Origin of the sequence: Sphingomonas sp. SUN019 (genome assembly GCF_024758705.1) — a bacterium.
Lineage (GTDB): Bacteria > Pseudomonadota > Alphaproteobacteria > Sphingomonadales > Sphingomonadaceae > Sphingomonas.
The window spans coordinates 34,820-50,641 of record NZ_CP096971.1; the positions used below are offsets into that span (position 1 = coordinate 34,820).

The 15,822-nt window shown below is 66.6% G+C and carries 13 protein-coding genes and 1 tRNA gene; 11 read left to right on the forward strand and 3 right to left on the reverse strand.

Annotated features, from left to right (window positions below; all coding sequences use genetic code 11):
* Positions 1-798 carry a pyrroline-5-carboxylate reductase gene (proC, locus tag M0208_RS00180; protein ID WP_258889737.1) on the forward strand — a complete coding sequence of 266 codons (798 nt, stop codon included), beginning with the start codon at positions 1-3 and terminating at the stop codon, positions 796-798.
* On the opposite strand, the gene M0208_RS00185 is transcribed toward proC, so the two are convergent.
* On the reverse strand, positions 795-1,301 hold the full coding sequence (locus M0208_RS00185; RefSeq protein WP_408988063.1) for a MarR family winged helix-turn-helix transcriptional regulator: 507 nt from the start codon (positions 1,299-1,301) through the stop codon (positions 795-797). The genes proC and M0208_RS00185 overlap by 4 nt on opposite strands.
* Positions 1,302-1,364: 63 nt before the next feature.
* Here M0208_RS00185 and M0208_RS00190 point away from each other — a divergent pair, with 63 nt between their 5' ends.
* The 5 genes from M0208_RS00190 to M0208_RS00210 all read left to right on the forward strand — a co-directional run bounded on the left by M0208_RS00190 (position 1,365) and on the right by M0208_RS00210 (position 6,889).
* Positions 1,365-2,444, forward strand: a complete 1,080-nt coding sequence (locus M0208_RS00190; RefSeq protein WP_258889739.1) for a branched-chain amino acid aminotransferase — start codon at positions 1,365-1,367, stop codon at positions 2,442-2,444.
* Between the two features lie 43 nt (positions 2,445-2,487).
* Positions 2,488-2,562 (forward strand) — tRNA-Gln (locus M0208_RS00195).
* Between the two features lie 124 nt (positions 2,563-2,686).
* Positions 2,687-3,100 (forward strand): hypothetical protein, encoded by a 414-nt coding sequence (locus M0208_RS00200; protein WP_258889740.1) that lies wholly within the window; start codon positions 2,687-2,689, stop codon positions 3,098-3,100.
* Positions 3,101-3,167: 67 nt separating this feature from the next.
* Positions 3,168-5,534: a TonB-dependent receptor family protein gene (locus M0208_RS00205; RefSeq protein ID WP_258889741.1), complete on the forward strand. Its 2,367-nt coding sequence runs from the start codon at positions 3,168-3,170 to the stop codon at positions 5,532-5,534.
* Between the two features lie 2 nt (positions 5,535-5,536).
* The gene (locus tag M0208_RS00210) at positions 5,537-6,889 is read left to right on the forward strand and encodes a PepSY domain-containing protein (protein WP_258889742.1); all 1,353 of its coding nucleotides are present in this window, start codon (positions 5,537-5,539) and stop codon (positions 6,887-6,889) included.
* Between the two features lie 23 nt (positions 6,890-6,912).
* On the opposite strand, the gene M0208_RS00215 is transcribed toward M0208_RS00210, so the two are convergent.
* Entirely contained in the window at positions 6,913-7,593 is a 681-nt protein-coding gene (locus M0208_RS00215) for an anti-sigma factor (RefSeq protein ID WP_258889743.1), read from the reverse strand.
* Positions 7,590-8,075 carry an RNA polymerase sigma factor gene (locus M0208_RS00220; RefSeq protein ID WP_258889744.1) on the reverse strand — a complete coding sequence of 162 codons (486 nt, stop codon included), beginning with the start codon at positions 8,073-8,075 and terminating at the stop codon, positions 7,590-7,592. Before M0208_RS00220 ends, M0208_RS00215 begins: the two co-directional genes overlap by 4 nt.
* Positions 8,076-8,157: 82 nt before the next feature.
* On the opposite strand from M0208_RS00220, the gene M0208_RS00225 reads away from it, so the two are divergent.
* The 5 genes from M0208_RS00225 (at position 8,158) to M0208_RS00245 (ending at position 15,735) form a co-directional block, all read left to right on the forward strand.
* Complete coding sequence (locus M0208_RS00225; protein WP_408988064.1) at positions 8,158-9,372, forward strand: S8 family serine peptidase; 1,215 nt, start codon at positions 8,158-8,160, stop codon at positions 9,370-9,372.
* A gap of 71 nt (positions 9,373-9,443) precedes the next feature.
* Positions 9,444-10,289, forward strand: a complete 846-nt coding sequence (locus M0208_RS00230; RefSeq protein ID WP_258889746.1) for a hypothetical protein — start codon at positions 9,444-9,446, stop codon at positions 10,287-10,289.
* Positions 10,290-10,559: 270 nt separating this feature from the next.
* A complete protein-coding gene (locus M0208_RS00235; RefSeq protein ID WP_258889747.1) occupies positions 10,560-11,918 on the forward strand; it encodes a UDP-glucose/GDP-mannose dehydrogenase family protein in 1,359 nt (452 codons plus the stop codon).
* Positions 11,919-11,940: 22 nt separating this feature from the next.
* Complete coding sequence (locus M0208_RS00240; protein ID WP_258889748.1) at positions 11,941-13,071, forward strand: glycosyltransferase family 4 protein; 1,131 nt, start codon at positions 11,941-11,943, stop codon at positions 13,069-13,071.
* Positions 13,072-13,536: 465 nt separating this feature from the next.
* Positions 13,537-15,735 carry a calcium-binding protein gene (locus tag M0208_RS00245; RefSeq protein ID WP_258889749.1) on the forward strand — a complete coding sequence of 733 codons (2,199 nt, stop codon included), beginning with the start codon at positions 13,537-13,539 and terminating at the stop codon, positions 15,733-15,735.
* Positions 15,736-15,822 lie beyond the last annotated feature (87 nt).

The window sequence follows — 15,822 nt, forward strand, 5'->3', positions numbered from 1 at the left end:
ATGACATTACCGGCGAATTTGTGGCTGGTCGGCTGCGGCAACATGGGCGGCGCGATGCTGTCGCGCTGGATCGCGGCTGGCGTCGATCCGGCGAGCGTAACGGTCATCGATCCCGGCGCGCCTTTCGTGCCCGATGGCGTGCGAGTCCTCGCCGCCGTGCCCAATGAACCCGCACCACAGGTGCTCGTCCTGGCGGTGAAGCCGCAATTGCTCGACGCGGTCGCGCCGTCGCTGGCGGACGTTAAACCGGGGTTGGTGTTGTCGATTCTTGCCGGGGTTGAGGAGGCGGCGCTCGCCACGCGGCTGAACGCAAGCGCGATCGTGCGTGCGATGCCCAATCTGCCGGTGGCGATCGGGCAGGGCGTGACCGCTCTTCACGGCGCGACGACGGATCGCGATGCGCGAGATCTGGCGGAGGCGCTGGCTGCGCCGCTTGGCCGTGTCGAATGGATCGACGACGAGGCGTTGTTCGACGCGGTGACCGCGCTGTCCGGCTGTGGACCGGGTTTCGTGTTCCGTTTCATCGAGACGCTGGCGAATGCGGGCGCGGCGCTCGGCCTGCCCGCCGATCAGGCGCTACGCCTCGCGCAGGCGACCGTCGCGGGATCGTCTGCGATGGCGGCGGGGTCTTCCGAGACGCCCGGCACGCTCGCCGATCGTGTCGCTAGTCCGGGCGGGTCGACGCGCGAAGGGCTGAACATGCTCGACGCCGACGGCGCGCTGGCAAAATTGATGGAGGCGACGCTGAAGGCCTCGTTCGATCGCAACCGCGCGATGGCGGCTGCCGCGCGCGGTTAGCCGCGCAGCGCCTCGACCCGCGCGCGTTCGTCGTCGGGGATCAAGCCCTCCAGCACCGCCCAGAATCCGCTGACCGCGCCTTGCCCCGCCTTCGAATAGGCCGCCGACAATTTTTCGCGCAGTGCATCGTACAGCTCGTTCTCCAGCGCCGCGCCCGCCGCGGTCAGCCGCATCAGCCGTTGCCGCCGGTCGCGCTCGCCCGGCCGTGTTTCGACCAGCCCGCGTTCGGCAAGCTCGTTCAGCACACGGCCGAGCGACTGCTTCGTGATGCCCAGCAACGCGAGCAGATCGCTGACCGCCATGTCGGGCTTGCGCGCGATGAAATACAGTGCGCGGTGGTGCGCGCGTCCCAAGCCCTGCGCCGCCAACCCGCGATCGATCGAGCGCGTGACGTGGCTGTTGCCAAAATAAAGCAGCTCCAGACCGCGCCTGATTTCAGGTTCGCGCAGGAAAAGCGGTGACGCAGACTGTTGGGTGGCGACCATGTTGACCGGCATTGCCATCCGCCTTACCCGACCGCAACCCCGTGCGGTCGCGCGGTTCCCTGTCGCTACAGGAGCTTCCCGGTGAATTTCGTGTTCGAGCCCAATCCTTCCCCGGTGCCCGCCAGCGAGCGCGGCGCGCGATTGGCCGATCCCGGTTTCGGCCGCGTCTTCACCGATCACATGGCGACGTTGCGCTGGTCCGAGGATAAGGGTTGGCACGAGGGCCGCATTCACGCGCGCGCGCCGCTGACGATGGATCCGGCTTCGTCGGTGCTGCACTATGCGCAGGAGATTTTCGAAGGGCTGAAGGCGTACCGGCTGGACAACGGATCGACCGCGTTGTTCCGCCCGGAGGCGAACGCTGCACGCTTCCAGTCGTCCGCACGCCGCCTCGCGATGCCCGAACTCCCGGCCGAGTTGTTCGTCGAATCGATCGAGGCTTTGGTCCGCACCGATCGCGACTGGATTCCGGAGATTGAGGGCGGATCGCTCTATCTCCGCCCGTTCTTGATCGCGAGCGAGGTGTTCCTGGGCGTGAAACCCGCGGCTGAGTATCTTTACATGGTGCTGGCTTCGTCGGCCGGATCGTATTGGAAGGGCGGCGCGCGCGCGATCTCGCTTTGGGTCAGCCATGATTACACGCGCGCCGCGCCGGGCGGGACGGGTGCGGCGAAATGCGGTGGGAATTACGCCACCAGCCTGATCGCTCAGCAGGACGCGATCCGCCGCGGCCACGATCAGGTCGTGTTCCTCGACGCGACCGAACGCCGCTGGATCGAAGAACTGGGCGGCATGAACATCTTCTTCGTGTTCGACGACGGCGGCATCCAGACCCCGCCGCTGACCGGCACGATCCTGCCCGGCATCACACGCGATTCGATCCTCCGCCTCGCGCGCGATCAGGGCCTGACCGTGCGTGAAGAGTTGTATTCGATCGACGACTGGCGCGCCGACGCCGAAAGCGGACGGCTGATCGAAAGCTTCGCCTGCGGCACCGCCGCAGTCGTCACGCCGATCGGCAAGGTGGCGGGGCCGGACTACGACTTCACCATCGGCAGCGGCGCGACCGGTCAGACGACCGCGCGCTTCCTAGAATCGCTGACCGCGATCCAGCGCGGCCGCGCGCCCGATCCGCATGATTGGCTGAAACCGGTCGCGTGAGGGTTGCTTTCCCCGCGCGGCCCGATATGGCCGCGCGCTCTGCTGGGGCGTCGCCAAGCGGTAAGGCAGCGGCTTTTGATGCCGCCATTCGCAGGTTCGAATCCTGCCGCCCCAGCCACATCTCAAAGCCGAAACAATTGGTCGAGAAGAGCGCTCATCTGCGTTCGCCCAGTTCCGACGTCGCCCGTTATCGATCGCGATCGGGCGGTGACGCCGGCCGGTTTCGGCGATAGGGCAGTGACGTGACCGCGTTGCGCCGCATCATCCATCGACACCACGTCCTTTCGGCGCTGCTCATTCTTGCGGCGCTGGCGCTCAGGGTGCTCGTCCCGTCCGGCTTCATGCCGACAGTGACGAAAGATGGTGTGATCACCATTCAAATCTGTTCGGGCGCTCAGTCTACGTCCGCGACCATGACGATCGCGATCCCCGGTCTGCCGCGGCAGCATGACGATCAGCAGTCGCCCACGAAGGTGGAGATGCCGTGCGCATTCGCCGGTTTGGGGATGCCGGCGATCGCCGGGGCGGACGCCTTGCTGCTGGCGATCGCAATCGCTTTCGTCGTGGCGCTCATCATGCGAACGGGGGCGAGCAATCCGATCGTTCGACCCTCCTACCTGCGTCCGCCGCTTAGGGGACCGCCCACCACCGCCTGACTCCGCACAACGACAATCGCGCCGCTTCGCGAAAGCGAATGCGCGCACGGAATCAGGGACGATATGCATGAATTACCCCCGTTTCGCGGTCGCCGTATCGGCGATCGCGCTCTCTTCGGGCGCGTGGGCGCAGGATACCACGACCGACTCCCGCCGCGCCGAGCTGCTGCGCCAACGCGCGCGCATCGACGCCGAACTCGAAGCGCTGACTAAGCCCGCGACCACGGCGGCGAAACCGGCCGGCCGATCAGCCGATCGCACGGCTGACGAAGGCGACATCGTCGTGACCGGCCGCGCTTTGTCGCTGACCACGATCGTCACCGGCCAGACCGTGACCAACGTCGACGACGCCGCCTTCCGCAACACGCCGGCGACGACCATCGCCGACATCGTAAAGCTGTCGCCGGGCGTCGCGGTGACGCAGGGCAACGGCCCGCGCGACGTCAGCGTGTCGGTGCGCGGCTCGAACGCGCGCAACGGCTTTGGCGCGCGCAACATCCAGGTGTTCGAGGACGACTTTCCGGTGACCCAGCCGGACGGGCTGGCGCGCTTCGACCTGACCGACCCGCACGCTTATGGCGCGGTCGACGTGGTGCGTGGACCGTCGTCGGCGCGCTACGGCAATTATGCGCTGGGCGGCGCAGTCAATTTCCGCACCCGCCGCGGTCGCGATATCCAGGGCGCGGAGGTCGGGACCGACGTCGGCGGCGATGGATACGCCAATGTGTATGCGACGATCGGCCATGCCGGTCCGGGTTACGAATATGCGCTGTTCGGCAGCCTGGTCGGCGCGGACGGCGCGACCGGGCATACCGGCTATCGGACCGGGACGATCAACGCCTACGGCACCTACGCGCTCGGCGATCGCGACCGGGTGGCGGCGAAGGTGATCTACAACGAAGGCGAGTTCCGCCTGTCGACACGTCTGTCGTACAACCAGTATCTCGCGAATCCGTACCAACAGGGCTGTGAGCGCGCGGCGAGCGCCGCGCCGGGATGTGGGACGATCGCGGTGCTGGTCAACGGCGTCAACGGCGCGCGGATCGCGCAGACTGCGGCGGAAGGCGACCTCGCGCGCAACGATCGCCGCACGATCGTCGGCACGCGCTACGAACACGATTTCGACCCCAATACGATCTGGCGCACGCAAGCCACTTTCGACAGCCGCGTCGTGAACCAGCCGACTAGCGCGACGCCGTTCAAGGGCACGCTCGACAGCTACAACGTCACGTCGGACGTCACGCATCGCGGCGTGGTTGCGGGGATGGATGCGACGCTGTTCGGCGGATTGTTTTACAACTACCTCGACAACCAGAGCTTCAGCTTCAACAAAACGCCCGCGGGCCGCAACGGGTTTGGCGCGCCGACCCAGACCGTCTTTGGTGATATCCGCAACTATGGCGCACGCGCGCGGGCCGAATTGAAGGTGACGCCGGAACTGCAGTTCGTCGTCGGGGTCGGCTACGAACATTCGCTGATCGACGTGCGCCAGACCGCTTATTCCTATCCGGTAGGGGCTAGCGCGACTTTGTTGCTGATCCCCGCCGAGCGCGCGTTCCACAATGTCGCGCCGGAGGCAGCGGTTTCCTGGCAGCCGGTCGATCGGCTTCGCCTGCACGCCCGCGTCGGCACCGGTTATGGCATCCCGCAGGCGAACAGCCTGTTCATCACGCCCGCCGGAGTGTTCGGCAACAATATCGCGCTCAAAAGCCAGAGGAACACCGGCGTCGACGTCGGCGCGGAGATCGAGCTGGACCGGAACCTGACGGCCGAGATCACCGGCTATTACGAATGGTTCAGCAACGAACTGGTCAGCCAGTCGGCGGGGGTGAATTTGCTCGCCTACACCTCCAACGTACCGCGTTCGATCCACCGTGGGGTCGAGCTTGGGCTGAGTTGGCGGCCGCTGGGTTCCATGCTGCCGGGTCTGAAGCTGGACGCGAGCTACAGCTACAACGATCATCATTACACAGATTTCGCCGAGCGGCTGACCGCGGGCGCGGCGTCGCTTGTGTTCGATCGCGCGGGCAACGCCATTCCCGGCGTGATCCCGACCTTCGTCAACGGCCGGATCGGTTACGACCAACCGGATGGCAAGCTGGCCGGGGTGGGCGGATTCGTCGAGGCGACGTATCGCGACCGCTATTTCATCGACAACGCCAATTTGCTGGCGATGCCCGACTACACCCTGGTCAACCTGAACCTGCACTACGATCCGCCAGCCAGCACCGGCTGGTGGTCGCGGATCAGCCTGTTCGCCAGCGTCCAGAATGTGTTCGACACGACCTACGTCGGATCGGCGTCGGTCATCTCGAACACGCTTAACCCGGCGACGGGGGTGGAGAACCCCGCGTCGTTGCTGTCGAATACAACCGGCTCGATCTACGCGGGGCAACCACGCACGGTCTATGCCGGTATCAGGACGAGGTTCTGACGATGACCGCAACCATCGCACCGCGCCGCGAATGGCCCAGCTATACTTCGGTGTGGCGCTGGCATTTCTATGCCGGGCTGTTCTGCATCCCCTTTGTCCTGTGGCTGGCGCTGACCGGATCGGTCTATCTGTTCCGGCCGCAGATCGAGGCGTTGATCGACCGTCCCTATGCCGATGTCGCCACCACCGGCCCCCGCGAACGCGCGGCGCGACAGTCCGCGGCGGCGGTCGCCGCGGTGCCCGGATCGGTGCTCCACCGCTATCAATTGCCCGATACGCCGACCCAGGCGGTGCAGATCATCGTCGGCAAAGACAAGGCCGAAACCCGCGTCTACGTCCATCCGCAGACGCTGGCGGTGCTGAAGACCGTGGATGAGGACCAGCGGTTGATGCGGATCGTTTTCCGGCTGCACGGCGAGATGCTTGCCGGCGATCCGGGATCGTATCTGGTCGAACTCGCCGCGTCCTGGGCGATTGTGATGATATTGTCGGGGCTGTTCCTGTGGTGGCCGCGCGGACGTGGACCGGCAGGCGTGATCTGGCCGCGCCTGTCCGCAGGCGGACGGCGGTTCTGGCGCGACCTCCATGCCGTCACCGGCTTCTGGGTGTCGTTCATGGCGCTGTTCCTGCTGCTCTCCGGCCTTCCGTGGGCGAAGAGCTGGGGCAGCTATCTGAAAGTTGTGCGCAGCGCCGTCGAGGGTCAGCCGGTGCGGCAGGACTGGACTGTCGGCCGCAGCGGTGAGGTACGCGCGCGCGGGGCGGCGGACGCGGGTACGCGCGCGATGCTGGAGGATCACGCCGACCATGGCGGGATGCCGATGGCCGACCCGGCCGCATCCTATGCCCCGCTGGATAATATGGTGGCGACCGTCGTTCCGTTGGACCTTGCCGCCCCCGTCCTGATCGCGCCGCCGACCGGCCCGGGCCAGCCATGGACCGCCAAATCCGACGCCGCGGACCGCCCGCAACGGACCGACCTGACGCTGGATCCCGCGACCGGGGCCGTGCTGACGCGTAAGGATTTCGCCGAGCGTCGGTTGGTCGACCGGCTGATCGGCTACGGCATCGCGGTCCACGAAGGCGCGTTGTTCGGATGGCTCAACCAACTGCTTAACCTGGCCACCGCGCTCGGCCTGATGCTGCTGTCGATCAGCGGCGCGGTGATGTGGTGGCGACGGCGTCCGTCTGGCAAGCTCGGCGCGCCGGTCGCGCGTGTCCGCGCGCCTGCGGCAATCGGGTTCTTCGCGCTGATCGTCACGTTTGGCGTAATGCTGCCGCTGTTCGGCGCGTCCCTGCTGATCGTTCTCGTCGCCGATCGATTGATCGTCGCGAAAGGTGGTTTTCGGCGACTGTAGCGCGCGTCCAGTTCACCACCGCGTTATCGCCATCCAGCGCCGCGCGCCTTTGCCTCTGCCGCCTGATCGAGAGGATTCCCAACCATCATATCTTGAGCCGCCGCCATGAGGTCCGCGTCGGGCGACCCCGCCTGCCGATACTCGCTCCGCGTAGTAGGCGATCCTGCGCGCGTCTGGCGCAGCGCCCAACCATTGTCGTCGCGGCAGGCGATGCCGGCTGCCGCGGAAAACGCAAAGACGCGGCAATATTCGCCGCTATTGTCGCGGAAGCTGACCGCGACCTTCACCCCGCCATCGACCCCGCTTGGCTGGCTATCAAGCGCACGCGCGAGCCGGCCCGAGGCGTAGAGCCCGTCACTGCGCGCGGCGACTGGCCCGCGCTGGACGCCGAGGCCGATGGAGAGACCCAGAACCAGGCACGCCGCCAGCGCGACCGCCTCGCGCCACCGCGACGTGATGGAACGCGGTGTGCGTGGCGGGAGTGCGACGACGTTCGACTGGAGCAGCGCCGTCAGCCGTTCGGGCGCCGTTTCGTTCAGCACCGCGGCGAAACTGCCGCCGATGCGCGACCGCAAGGCGCGGTGTCGTACGACTTCCTCGGCAAGCGCCGGGTCCGCCGCGATCGCGCGTTCCACGCGTTTGGCGGCAAGCTGATCCAGTTCGCCGTCGGCATAGGCCATCAGCGTCTCGGGATCGATCGTCATGCCGCTTCTCCCAGTTGCGCCATCAACGCCTGCCGCCCGCGCACCAGCCGCGAGGTCAACGTGCCGATCGGAATGTCCAGCACCGCCGCCGCCTCCTTATAGGCCAGCCCTTCGACAAGCACGAGCGCCACCGCCTCGCGTTGTTCGTCGGGCAGGGTCTGCATCGCGGCATCGACCTCGCCCAGCGCGACGCTTGTTTCCGCACCGCCCTCCACCCCGACCGCAATACCGGCATCGGCGTCGACGAACGTCTGCGCCGCGCGCGTCCGTGAACGGGCGGTGTCGATCCAGCTATTGCGCATGATCCGGTACATCCAACTGTCCATCCTCGTTCCGGCCTGCCACTGGCCGCGCGCGATCAACGCCTTTTCGATCGCGATCTGGCACAGGTCGTCCGCATCGGCCGCGTCCCGAGCGAGCGCCCGCGCAAACCGCCTGAGTTGCGGCAGCAGCGCCAGCAGGTCGTTATCGAATGCCGCCAAACCAAAAAGTCCTTCGTCATGGATGAAACGGATGGCGGCGCCCGTTTAATCCACGCACAACCGAAAAGCAGGTCGAAAGAGAATGCCGTTGCGCCGCAAGATGCTGATCGCCGTGACTGTCGCCGTGTTGGCGGGGGCGGCGGCGCGTGCGCAGCTGATACCGGCATTGCCCGGCGTGCCGGGTCTTGGTCAGATCGACGCGCTGCGCGCCCCGGCGGAGGCAGCCAGGGTGCTCGAAACGGCGCGACGCGCGACGATCGACCGGCTGGTGCGCGCCAATCCCGACCGCATCGCGCTCGACCCGGACGGCTTTCCGGCGCGCGCAGGTGAGATCGTGGTCGATGATCCCAGCGATGCGCTGATCGCGGCCGCGGTGACGAGAGGCTACGCGATCATCGAGCGCGGCGACGTGTTGGGCGTCGGCTTCGTCCGGCTCGCGGTGCCGGAGGGCCGTTCGCTCAAACGCGCCATTGGCGAGTTGCGCAAGATGGGCGGCGCGGAGGTAAGCGCCGACCAGATCCACTTGCCGAGCGGAAACCTGTCCGGCGCGCCGACGCCGCCCGCTGTCGGAACTGGCGTGCTGGTCGGGGTGATCGACGGCGGCGTCGCTGGGGCCAGCGTGTCGCGCGGGTTCGCCACCGGCGCGCCCCGCGCGAACGATCACGGCACCGCGCTCGCCTCGCTGATTGCTGGCTCGGGTAAGGTCCGCGGTGGGCTGCCCGGGGCACGGATCGCTTCGGCCGATGTCTATGGCGGCGATCCCGCGGGCGGCAACGCGACCGCGATCGCCAAGGCGCTGGGCTGGATGGTCGCGCAGCGCGTTCCCGTGGTGACGATCAGCCTGGTCGGCCCGCCCAATCCATTTCTGGGCAAGGTGGTGGCGGCGGCGCAAGCGCGCGGCCTGATCGTCGTCGCTGCGGTCGGTAACAACGGGCCGGCTGCACCGCCGGGATTTCCGGCGTCCTATCCGGGCGTGATCGCCGTGACGGGGGTCGACGGGCGCCACCGCGTGCTGATCGAGGCGGGACGGGCGAGCCATCTCGACTATGCCGCGCCCGGTGCGGACCTGCTCGCCGCGGGCATCGGTGGTCGCGCTTTCAAGGTCCGCGGCACGTCCTTTGCGGCACCGTTCGTCGCGGCGACGATCGCGCGCTTCTATCCCGCGCCGTTTTCGGGAGGTGCGCGCGCCGCGCTCGTCCGGGTCGATGCGATCGCGCGCGATCTGGGCGCGCGCGGTGCCGACGACAAGTTCGGTCGCGGGCTCGTCTGCGGCGAGTGCCGCACCCCGATGGAATAATTTTTCGCGGGCGGCGGGATTAAATCCGCGTCGGCCACCGTTCTCCTGGCAGACATCAACGGAGAAAGACCATGATGAAGACCCTTCTCGGCACCGCGGCGCTCACGCTCGCCATCGCCGCCAACCCTGTTTCGGCGCAGCTTCTTGGCGGCGGTGGCGGTGGCGGTGGCGGCCTTGGCGGAACGATCGGCGGCGCGACGGGCAGCATCGGCGGCTCGGGCATGGGATCGATCGGCAGCACGATCGACCGCGTTCCCCGCTCCGCCGATACCCTGACGCGCGGCAACAGCTCGACCTCGTCCCGCACCGACAAGAGCGTCAACCGCCGTTCGGGCAAGGTCAGCGCCTCGAACGCGACCAGCAGCAACGGGGCGCTCGATAACGCGACGCGGATCGGCGACCGCTCGCTCACCGGCGGCGGATCGGCCTCCGGCAATGCAGGCGGCAGCGCGGACGCCCAGCTGGTCGGCACCGATCAACTCCGCAGCACCGCGGGAGAGGCGACCGGCCGGGTTCGCGGCGTCGCGGATCGCGGTCGCGACGCGGCCGGAAACACCGTATCCGGCGTACGCAACGCCGTGCCGGCTGCTGGCGACGCGTCGGGTTCTGGTCAGGGCGGTGCGGCCGGCAGCGGCATGGGCTCGCTCGGCGGCAACACGCTGGCGCTGGCCGGATCGGGCGCCGCCAGTTCGGCGGGCAGCTTCGCCGTCGTGCCCGGGATGCCGGTGACCGACGCCAGGGGACGCGTGATCGGTGCGGTCCAGTCGGTCGGGTCGACCGCGCGGGGCGCGGTACAGACCGTCCGCGTTCAGGTCGGCAAGAAGATCGCCGAACTGCCCGCCGCCAATTTCACCGGATCGGGCGACGTGCTGGTCTCGGCGATGGGCAAGGGTGACGTAAAGGACGCGGCCGAATAATCGGCCGCGCCGGCCTGATACCGGTCTAGCGTTTTGAAAGCCGTGCCCGGATGACCGGGCACGGCAGTCGCTGATGCGTCTTCGCTTCAGCGGCGTGTCTATCGCCCAGATTAGCGGCGCTATGGCGCGAAAATTCGTAGAGTCCGCTCGTTTCGTCGCTGCAATCAGGCCGCTCAAAGCGTCTTGGTTGACGGTCGCGTCGCAAACCGCGACCTTCGCACCTGCAGCATTTCGGGGCTGCGAATCGTCGGCGGCAGGAACTTAAACATAATGCGTATCGTGATGATCGGGTCGGGCTATGTCGGACTCGTATCGGGGGCTTGCTTCGCCGATTTCGGACATGATGTCGTCTGCGTTGATAAAGACGAGGCGAAGATCGCCAAGCTGAACGCGGGCGGCATCCCGATCTTTGAGCCCGGCCTCGATCGGCTGGTCGCGAAGAACGTCGCGGCCGGCCGGCTGTCGTTTACGACCGATCTTGCCGGGCCGGTCGCAGCAGCCGAGGTTGTGTTCATCGGCGTGGGAACACCGACCCGGCGCGGGGACGGGCACGCGGACCTTTCCTACGTTTATGCCGCCGCGCGCGAGATCGCCGAATCGCTCGATGGATTTACCGTCATCGTGACCAAATCGACCGTGCCGGTGGGAACAGGCGACGAGGTCGAACGGATCATCCGCGAAGCCAATCCTGCGGCGGATTTCGCGGTCGCCTCCAACCCCGAATTCCTGCGCGAAGGCGCTGCGATCGAGGATTTCAAGCGCCCCGACCGGATCGTCGTCGGGATCGAGGACGAGCGCGCACGAGGCCCCATGGAAGCAGTTTATCGCCCGCTCTACTTGAACAAGGCCCCGGTCCTGTTCACGCGCCGCCGCACCAGCGAACTGATCAAGTACGCCGCCAACGCCTTTCTGGCGATGAAGATCACCTTCATCAACGAGATCGCGGATCTGTGCGAGAAGGTCGGCGCGGACGTAAAGGACGTGTCGCGCGGCATCGGGCTGGACAATCGCATCGGGTCCAAATTCCTGCATGCCGGTCCAGGCTATGGCGGGTCGTGCTTCCCGAAGGATACGCTGGCGCTGGTGAAAACCGCCGAACATTATGATGCCCCGCTGCGGCTGATCGAGGCTACCGTCGCGGTCAACGACAAGCGCAAGCGGGCGATGGCGCGCAAGGTCATCGCGGCGATGGGCGGCGAGGTGCGCGGCAAGACCGTCGGTGTGCTCGGCCTGACCTTCAAGCCGAACACCGACGACATGCGCGATGCGCCCGCGATCTCGATCGTCCAGGCGCTGCACGATGCGGGGGCGACGATCCGCGCCTATGATCCCGAAGGGATGGAGGCCGCGGCACCCCTGCTGGGCGAGGTGACGTACACCGATTCAGCCTACGCCGCGGCGGAAGGCGCATCGGCGGTCGTGATCGTGACCGAATGGGACGTATTCCGCGCGCTGGATTTCGCGCGGTTGAAGTCCGTGATGGACGCGCCGGTGCTGGTCGATCTGCGCAACATCTATCGCGCCGAAGAGGTGGCGGCAGCGGGCTTCACCTACCGCGGCATCGGTCGTCCGGGTGATGGTGACACGGTCGCGGCGACGGATCATATTGCGGTCACGGAACTTCAGTAAGGGTGGCGTGGCGGTGACGGCGATGCGGCCGATTTGCGTGACTGGATTGCGTGGTTTTCCCGGCGTGATGGGCGGGATCGAGAGCCATTGCGAGGAACTGCTGCCGCGTATTGCGGCGCTGGATCCCGACCAGCCGATCGTAGCGCTGGGCCGCGCGCCGTACCTGCCCGCGCGACGGCAAACGTATCGCGGTGTGGAGGTGGTCGGGCTGCCAGGCCCGCGGTCGAAGAATTTCGAGACGATCCTGTCAACGCTGCTGGCGATTTTCGACGCACGCCGGCGCGGGGCGCGGGTGCTTCACATTCACGCCATCGGACCCGCGATCCTGACGCCGCTTGCTCGCCTCGTCGGCCTGCGGGTCGTGGTGACGCACCACGGCGCCGATTACGAGCGAGCGAAATGGGGCCGCGTCGCCACCTGGGCGCTGCGGCTGGGCGAGCGTGCTGCGCTCGATTGGGCGGACCGGATCGTCGCGATATCGCCGTCGCTCGCGGATGGCTTGCGCGCCCGGTTCCCGCACAAGGCCGAGGTAATCCATTATATTCCGAACGGTGCGCCCGCGCTGCCCGCGGTCGAAAACGACGAGGACGTCCTGGCGCGGCTCGGGATCGGGGATACGCCGTTCCTGCTCGCGGTCGGAAGGCTGGTGCCCGAAAAGGGCCTGCATGACCTGATCGCGGCGCATCGCAAATCAGGGACGACGCGCAAGCTGGTAATCGTCGGCGGGGCCGATCATGCCAGTCACTACGCGCGCGATCTGATCGCCGCGGCGGGGCCTGACGTGATCTTCGCGGGCGTCCAGTCGCGTGACGTGCTGGGCGCGCTCTATCGGCGTTGCGCATTGTTCGTGATGCCATCGTATCACGAAGGACTGCCGATCGCGGCGCTGGAAGCGGCCAGCGGCGGCGCGGCGATGGTCCTGAGCGATATTCCTGCAAACCTCGACATCGGCCTGCCGCGGGCGAACTACGTGCCGGTCGGCGACGTCGATCGGCTGGCGGCGATGCTGGGGTCGGATGAATTCACGCTGCGCGTCGACGGCGCCGCGGTACGCGCGCGCTTTTCCTGGGATCGCGCGGCGGTGGAAACGCTGGCGCTTTACCGAGCGCTGCTGCCCGAAAGGTCGCGGCGAATCCCCGCCAGCGCATACTGAAGGTCGGCGCTATCCTGAACGCTGGGGCGACCCTCGATCCTGAAATTGCCGTCAATCATCGTGACAGCACCCGTCAGCGGTCGCCAGGCGCCATCGCGCCACGCCCAGCTGCGGAAGCGCCAGCGCGCGGCAGATATCGGTTCGAAATGGAACGGCGGCCGGGCGTCGCTTGTGCGCGTCGGCGCAATGGCCAGCGTCGCGCCCGGAACCACTGCGATCGTACCGCCGATCACCGCGCGCCTCGATATTCCAGTCACATCCGCCTCCGCCAGATCATGATTACCGCCACGCTAGTAACGCCCGTTGAGCCTTTGGGTACGCACTTCGTGGCAATTGGTGGCCTGGGAGCGGCGGGCCGCAGCGGCAAGGGGGACTGCTGCGCCAGTCAATAAATGAATCGAAACAACAGACAGCGCGTCCGGCATGAATCGGGCGCGTAGGTCGCAATGCGGGTGGGTAAAAAAGATGGGGACGCAATACGTTTCTCCGACGGGCGCGGGGGATAAATCGGGATCGAGCGCGGCCAACGCCGCGGCAATCGGTTCGCTCAATGCGCAGATCATCAAGGCGGGCGCGGGCGGCGAGATTCTGCTGATCGCCGACGCGGGCGTTTACAAGACCACGAATATCATCCCGGTCGGCGCCGGGGGAACCGCGGGGCAGCCGGTCACGATTCGCGGCGTCGACCGTCTGGGAAATCCTATGGCGGCCGAATTCACTGGCACGCGCGCAGCCGACTGGCATGCGGGCGACGCTGCCGGGAACGAGCTGTTCAAGCTTGGAACTGGCGCGAACCATCTGGTGTTTCAGGATATCGCGGTCAGCAACGTCGGCACCGCGTTCCGCGTGAGCGGTAACATAACGAACCTGACGATCCAGCAGGTCGAGGTCGACAACGCGAGCCGCTTCTTCGAGAATTACGCCAGCAGCGGTACGGCGACGATCGCCGGGCTGACGATCCGCGACGTGGACGTGACGGGCTTCTCGCGCAACGCAATCCGGCTGCAATATGATACGCACGATGTGTTGATCGAGAACGTTCGCGGCGACATGGCGGGGCGGATCGGGGACACGATGCCCGCCGGAATTCATCTCGACGGCACCGTCCACGATGTCGTCATCCGCGACACGACGATGGCGAACGTCCGGAGCGTCGGCAGCGGTTACCTGAACGGCGACGGTTTCTCGACCGAGCGCGGCGTCCACGGCGTGCGCTTCGAAAACACGACTGCGCAGGGCAACAGCGATGGCGGATACGATTTGAAATCCACCGATACGGTCCTGGATGGTGCGGTGTCCTCCGAAAATGCGCGCAACTATCGCTTCTGGGGCGAGGTGGCGATGACCGGATCGGTCGGTCTGAACCCCGTCTGGCGCGGCGGCACGTCGGAGCAGAACCAAATTTGGCTCGCCGCGGGCGCGCGCGTATCAGTCTCCGACAGCGCGTTCACCGATGCGGGATCGCGCACTAAGGTGATTTCGTCGGCGGGGCAACTGACGCTGCACGATGTAAAAGTCGTCCATGCCGCAGAGGCTTTGCTCACGACGGTCGACAGCCTGTTGTCGTTGATCGGGCTGTCCAAAATCGCAGAAACGATCGTGACTGCGACCGGCGCGGGCTCGGCCGGATACGTCACGCCCGACGCGGTTCTGGCGGCATGGATTGAATCGGTGGTGACTGGCATCGTCGTCAATCGCTTCGTCGGGACGAGCGGGAACGACACATATTACATCGACGCGATCGGCGACACGATCGTCGAATATGCGCGAGGCGGAACCGATCACGTTTCGACCACGCTCGCAAGCTACACGCTGGGTTCAAACCTGGAACAATTGACCTACGTTGGTGATGGCGACTTCACGGGCATGGGCAACACACTGTCGAACGTCATCGCCGGCGGCGATGGACGCGATTCGTTGTCGGGGATGGACGGCGCCGACACGCTTAACGGCGGCAAGGGCGACGACTTCCTTCAGGGAGGAAACGGCGACGACACGCTGAACGGTGGTGATGGGGCGGACCGGTTGCTCGGCGGCTGGCAATCCGATTCTCTGTTGGGCGGGGCAGGCAATGATCGCCTGATCGGCGATGTGGCATGGCTCAGCAGCACCGGCGCGCGCGACACGTTGCAGGGCGGCGACGGGAACGACATCCTCTTCGGTGATGCCGAAACAATGGGCAATGGCGCGCGCGGTGGCGCGGACCGGCTGCTCGGCGGGGTCGGCAACGACATTCTGTACGGCGATGCTGCGATGTCGACGGGCAAGACAACCGGCGGGGCCGATACGCTCTTCGGTGAAGACGGCGACGACATACTTTATGGCGACAGCGCGGTCACAGGCAGTGGCGGTGCCGGGGGCGCGGACCGCCTTGACGGCGGCGCTGGGAACGATGTGCTGGTCGGCGGCGGCGGAAAGGATGTGCTGATCGGCGGGACAGGGGCCGACAGGTTCGTGTTCGGACCCGGATCGGGCGCGGACGAGGTATCGGATTTTCGCCATACCCAGGGCGACAAGATCGATCTGACCGCGTTCGGCGCGGCGGGACGGGCATTTGCCGTCACCGAATTATCGATCGGAACGACACTGCATCTCGGAGGAGGCGACACGATATTCCTGCGCGGCGTCTTCACGCTCGATCCGCACGATATCGTCACGCTATAACGACGAGACGCCCGCGCTAAGCGACGGGGGTCGCGGCTGATGGTGCGCCGCAACAAATCGCCTGCTATTCGTGGTCAGTCGGCGCAC